5 protein-coding genes and 1 tRNA gene are annotated in these 4,862 nt (G+C 62.2%); 5 read left to right on the top strand and 1 reads right to left on the bottom strand.

The features are described 5' to 3' along the window. Positions 1-106: UPF0758 domain-containing protein (locus ACMV18_RS04430; RefSeq protein ID WP_420816846.1), on the bottom strand; the 106-nt coding region annotated here is incomplete at its 3' end. A 223-nt stretch (positions 107-329) separates the two neighbouring features. On the opposite strand from ACMV18_RS04430, the gene ACMV18_RS04435 reads away from it, so the two are divergent. The 5 genes from ACMV18_RS04435 to ACMV18_RS04455 all read left to right on the top strand — a co-directional run bounded on the left by ACMV18_RS04435 (position 330) and on the right by ACMV18_RS04455 (position 4,719). After that, complete coding sequence (locus ACMV18_RS04435; protein WP_420816844.1) at positions 330-791, top strand: FKBP-type peptidyl-prolyl cis-trans isomerase; 462 nt, start codon at positions 330-332, stop codon at positions 789-791. A 12-nt stretch (positions 792-803) separates the two neighbouring features. After that, entirely contained in the window at positions 804-1,781 is a 978-nt protein-coding gene (gene ispH / locus ACMV18_RS04440; RefSeq protein WP_374256877.1) for a 4-hydroxy-3-methylbut-2-enyl diphosphate reductase, read from the top strand. A 59-nt stretch (positions 1,782-1,840) separates the two neighbouring features. Next, positions 1,841-3,142 (top strand): serine--tRNA ligase, encoded by a 1,302-nt coding sequence (gene serS, locus ACMV18_RS04445; protein ID WP_420816845.1) that lies wholly within the window; start codon positions 1,841-1,843, stop codon positions 3,140-3,142. A 71-nt stretch (positions 3,143-3,213) separates the two neighbouring features. Beyond that, positions 3,214-3,304 (top strand) — tRNA-Ser (locus ACMV18_RS04450). A gap of 173 nt (positions 3,305-3,477) precedes the next feature. Beyond that, on the top strand, positions 3,478-4,719 hold the full coding sequence (locus tag ACMV18_RS04455; RefSeq protein ID WP_374256871.1) for a thiolase C-terminal domain-containing protein: 1,242 nt from the start codon (positions 3,478-3,480) through the stop codon (positions 4,717-4,719). Positions 4,720-4,862: the final 143 nt, after the last annotated feature.

Here is a 4,862-nt window from a genome sequence, read left to right on the forward strand (position 1 = left end):
TGCCGGTGCGCAGCAGCAGGGCCAGCAGTTCAGCGTCAGCCAGGGCGCTGGCGCCGTGCGTCAGCAGCTTTTCTCGGGGGCGCATGGCCGCGGGCAAGTCTTTCATGGGGAGGGGGGTGGGTGGCGGGCATCGGTCAAGCGGAGGATTGTCGGGAGCACTGTGGGGCCCGCTCATCCTCCTGAAGGGCGAGGCCATGCCCCCATCACGAGGGAGTGCTTGCCCCGGCGCGCACAAGCCGGACAGGGTTATGTGGGCGAAGCGGGCAGCAAAAAACTAAAATCCCGGTTTTGATCACTTCATGCCCGGCGCCTGGCGCGGGGCTTTTGTCATGACCACCGTTGTCCCCACTGTTGCCGCAGGCTCGTTTCTGACCCTCCACTATCGCTTGGCCGGGCCGGACGGGGCAGACGTGGTCAACACCTTCAACGACAAGCCCGCCACCTTGTCGATTGGCCGCGGTGAGTTGTCCCCCGCGCTGGAGGCGCGCCTGATGGGGCTGGCCGAAGGCACGCACACCACCATCGAATTGCCAGCCGGTGAGGCGTTCGGTCCCCACAACCCCGAGATGGTGCAGCGCGTGGGCATTGCCTTGATGCACGAACTGGGTGACAAGGACGAAACCTGGCGCGCTGGCGATGTGGTTCGTTTTCCCACGCCTGATGGCCAAGGCTCGTTTGCCGGCGTCATCCGCGAAGTGGCGGCCGATGGCCAGTCCTTCGTGTTCGATTTCAATCACCCGTTGGCGGGCCAGCCTTGCACCTTCGAGGTCAAGCTCATTGGCGTTCTCTGAATCACATTGCTTATGACCCAAGTTCAGGACGTTCTGCTGGCCGAGCCGCGCGGTTTTTGCGCTGGCGTGGACCGCGCCATCGAAATCGTCGAGCGGGCGTTGGCCCAGTTCGGCGCGCCCATTTATGTGCGCCATGAAATCGTGCACAACACCTATGTGGTCAACGACCTCAAGGCCAAGGGTGCGATCTTCATTGAAGACCTGGCCGAGGTGCCTGCCGGGGCCACGCTGATTTTCAGCGCCCACGGGGTCAGTCAGGCCGTGCGCCACGAAGCCGACCGTCGGGGCTTTCAGGTGTTCGATGCCACCTGCCCGCTGGTGACCAAGGTGCACATCGAAGTGGCCAAGCTGCGCCGTGAGGGCTATGAGTTCCTGATGATCGGCCACAAGGGTCATCCCGAGGTGGAAGGCACCATGGGCCAGTTGTCTGAGGGCATCTACCTGGTCGAAGACATTGACGACGTGGCCCGCGTCCAGGTCAACAACCCCGAGAAGCTGGCCGTGGTCACGCAAACCACCTTGTCGGTGGACGATGCGGCGGGCATTCTGGCGGCGATCAAAGCGCGGTTTCCGCGCATCCGTGAGCCCAAGCAGCAGGACATCTGCTACGCCACCCAAAACCGGCAGGACGCCGTCAAGCTCATGGCGCCGCAGGTGGATGTGGTGGTGGTGGTGGGCAGCCCCACCAGTTCCAACAGCAACCGCCTGAGAGAACTGGCCGAGCGTTTGGGTACGCCCGCCTACATGGTGGACTGCCCGGGGGACTTGCAGGCGACCTGGTTTGACCAGCGCCCGCGTGTGGGGCTGACGGCCGGTGCGTCGGCACCCGATGTGCTGGTGCAGCAGGTCATAGCCCGCTTGCGCGATCTGGGGGCGGTGTCGGTGCGACGCATGCAGGGCGTGGAAGAGCATGTGCGCTTCCCGCTGCCCAAAGGCCTGGGCGGGACCGGATTGGACCGGCCTTTGCCGGGCGCGCACAGCGCCGCCTGAGCCGCAGTGGGCTCAACTCACGCTAAGCTTGCAATCTGTTTTAAATAGAACCCTTCACCATGCTCGATATCGCCCTGCTGCGCAAAGACCTCGACAGCGTGCTGGCCCGACTGGCCAAGCGCAAGAACCCGCAGCCTTTCCTGGACGAAGCCCGTTTCCGCGCCCTGGAAGCGGAGCGCAAGACCATTCAGACCCGCACGGAAGAGCTGCAGTCCCAGCGCAACAGCCTGTCCAAGCAGATCGGCATGCTCAAGGGCAAGGGTGAAGACGCTTCGGCCGTCATGGCCCAAGTCGGTGGCATTGGTGACGAACTGAAGGCCAGCGCCGAGCGTCTGGAGATCATCCAGGCTGACATGGCTGCCATGCTGATGGCGGTGCCCAATCTGCCCCACGACAGCGTGCCGGTGGGCTCTGACGAGTCGGGCAACATTGAAGTGCGTCGCTGGGGCACGCCCGGCACCTACGCCTTCGAAGTGAAGGACCATGTGGACGTGGGTACCCCACTGGGGCTGGACTTTGAAACCGGCGCCAAGCTGTCGGGTTCGCGCTTCACCTTCCTGAAGGGCCCGATCGCCCGCCTGCACCGTGCTTTGGCGCAGTTCATGCTCGACATGCAAACGCAAGAGCATGGCTACACCGAGTGCTACACGCCGTATCTGGTGCAAGCCAAGGCCTTGCAGGGCACGGGCCAGTTGCCGAAGTTCGAACAAGACCTGTTCCACGTTACCTCGGGTGACGGCGAAGCGTCTGACAGCAAGTGGTACCTGATCCCCACGTCCGAGGTCACGCTGACCAACTCGGTGGCCGATTCGATCATTCCGCTGGAACAGTTGCCCATCAAGCTCACGGGCCACACGCCTTGCTTCCGTTCGGAGGCGGGCAGTGCTGGGCGCGACACCCGCGGCATGATCCGTCAGCATCAGTTCGACAAGGTGGAAATGGTTCAGATCACCACGCCTGAGCAAAGCTACGAGGCGCTGGAGCAGATGGTGGGGCATGCCGAGGTCATTCTGCAGAAGCTGGAGCTGCCTTATCGCGTCATGTCGCTGTGCACGGGCGACATGGGCTTTGGCGCCACAAAGACCTATGACCTGGAAGTGTGGCTGCCCGCCCAGGACACCTACCGCGAGATCAGTTCGTGCTCGAACTGCGAGGCCTTCCAGTCGCGTCGCATGCAGGCACGCTTCCGCAATGCCGCAGGCAAGACCGAACTGGTGCACACCCTGAACGGCTCGGGGCTGGCAGTGGGCCGTGCTTTGGTGGCTGTGCTGGAAAACCATCAGCAGGCCGACGGCTCGGTGCGCATTCCTGCGGCCCTGCGCCCCTACCTCGGTGGTGCGGAAGTACTCAACATCGCTTGATTGCAGGTGAATGTTGAAAAACTGGTGCTATACTTGCGGGCTACACCGTTAACCACAGGTGCACCAGTTTAGGAGAGGTGGCAGAGTGGTTGAATGTACCTGACTCGAAATCAGGCGTACGTGAATAACGTACCGAGGGTTCGAATCCCTCCCTCTCCGCCAAACAAGCCCCTACGCATTCGCGTTGGGGCTTTTTTGTTGCCTGATTTGATCTGGATCGAATAAATGGCCTCATCAGGATGATGTGGCCGGCTTGTCATCAAGTTGTGTTCCTGTAGCCTCATGCTGTCGGCACGGCCGCACGTTGCGGTCACGTCACCAGCAAAGGGGTAGGCATGAGCAAGGCCAGCATCATCGGGGCGTACAACACGGCATTTGGCGCCTTCGTCACCAAAGACAAGCAGTCCGGTCTGATGACCGACACCAAAACTTACTACGACTTGCTGATCGAGGCAGGGCGTGGGGCCATCGCCGATGCGGGGCTGGACGCCAAAGACATTGACGCCATTTATGTGGGCTCATGTTCGCCGGCTGGCTTCGTGAACCAGGAGCATGTGGCACCCATTGCGGCGGAAATCGATCCGGCGTTGCGCTTCAAACCCATGACACGTTGCGAGTGCGCTTGCGCCTCGTCGTCGGTGGCACTGTATGACGCGATCTACGCCATCGAGGCCGGTCGTGCGCGACATGTGCTGGTCATCGGCGTGGAAAAAATGAACCTGCTGCCCACGCCGCAGATGACCCACGTGCTGGCCTGCTGTTCGCACTGGCCAAGCGAGGGTTCTAAAGGGTGGACTTTCCCCATGCTGTTTGCCGAGTACGCGAAGGGCTACCAGTCGCACTACGGCATCCCGACCGAGACGCTGGAGCAGATGCTCTGGACCGTCGGGGCGCTTGGCTACCGCAACGGCGCCGAGAACCCGCTGGCCCATGTCCGCAATGGTCCGCAGACGGTGGCCGACATTATGAAGCTCAACGAACTGGATGAGCGTGGTCGCAGCAAGAACATGATGATTGCCGCGCCCCTGCGCTTGCACGATTGTTCGCTGGTGTCAGATGGCGCCGCGGCCCTGGTCATCACGCAAACGGCCAACGTCAGCAACAAGGCGCGGGCGGTGGAGATCGCCGGCATCGGTCACTCGGTGGAGCGTTTGCCTGAAAACGTGCGCCCCAATATGTACGAGCTGATGGCGGGCAAGGATGCCGTGGCCAAGGCATACAAGGAGGCGGGCATCACTGCAGCCGATGTGGACTTGGTGGAACTGCACGACTGCTTCACCATCAACCAGATTCTGTCGACCGAAGCGCTGGGTTTGTCGGCCGATGGTCGTGCCGGTTTTGACTACCTGGATGGCCGTTTCACGCGAGATGACCGTGTGGCCATCAACCTGTCGGGCGGCCTCAAGGCCAAGGGGCACCCGGTGGGCGCCACGGGGGCGTCCATGCACACCCTGATTTACAAGCAGCTGATCGGTGAGCCCATCGGGGTCCCGGCTAAAAAGGCCGACATCGGGGTCACCTTCAACGTGGGTGGCTCAGCCGTCACCAATTGCGTGTCGGTCTTGCGCAAGCTCTGACACGCGGAGGTGTGACCATGATCAGTTTTGTGTACAACGACATCCGCTACGAATTGCAACCGGTGGGGTCGTCGTGGAACGTGCTGCGATGTGAGGCGGGCGGGCGGCGCGTGATCGTCGGGGCCGGCTTGTTTCCCTGGAAG

It is taken from the genome of Aquabacterium sp. (genome assembly GCF_048860245.1).
GTDB lineage: Bacteria > Pseudomonadota > Gammaproteobacteria > Burkholderiales > Burkholderiaceae_C > Aquabacterium.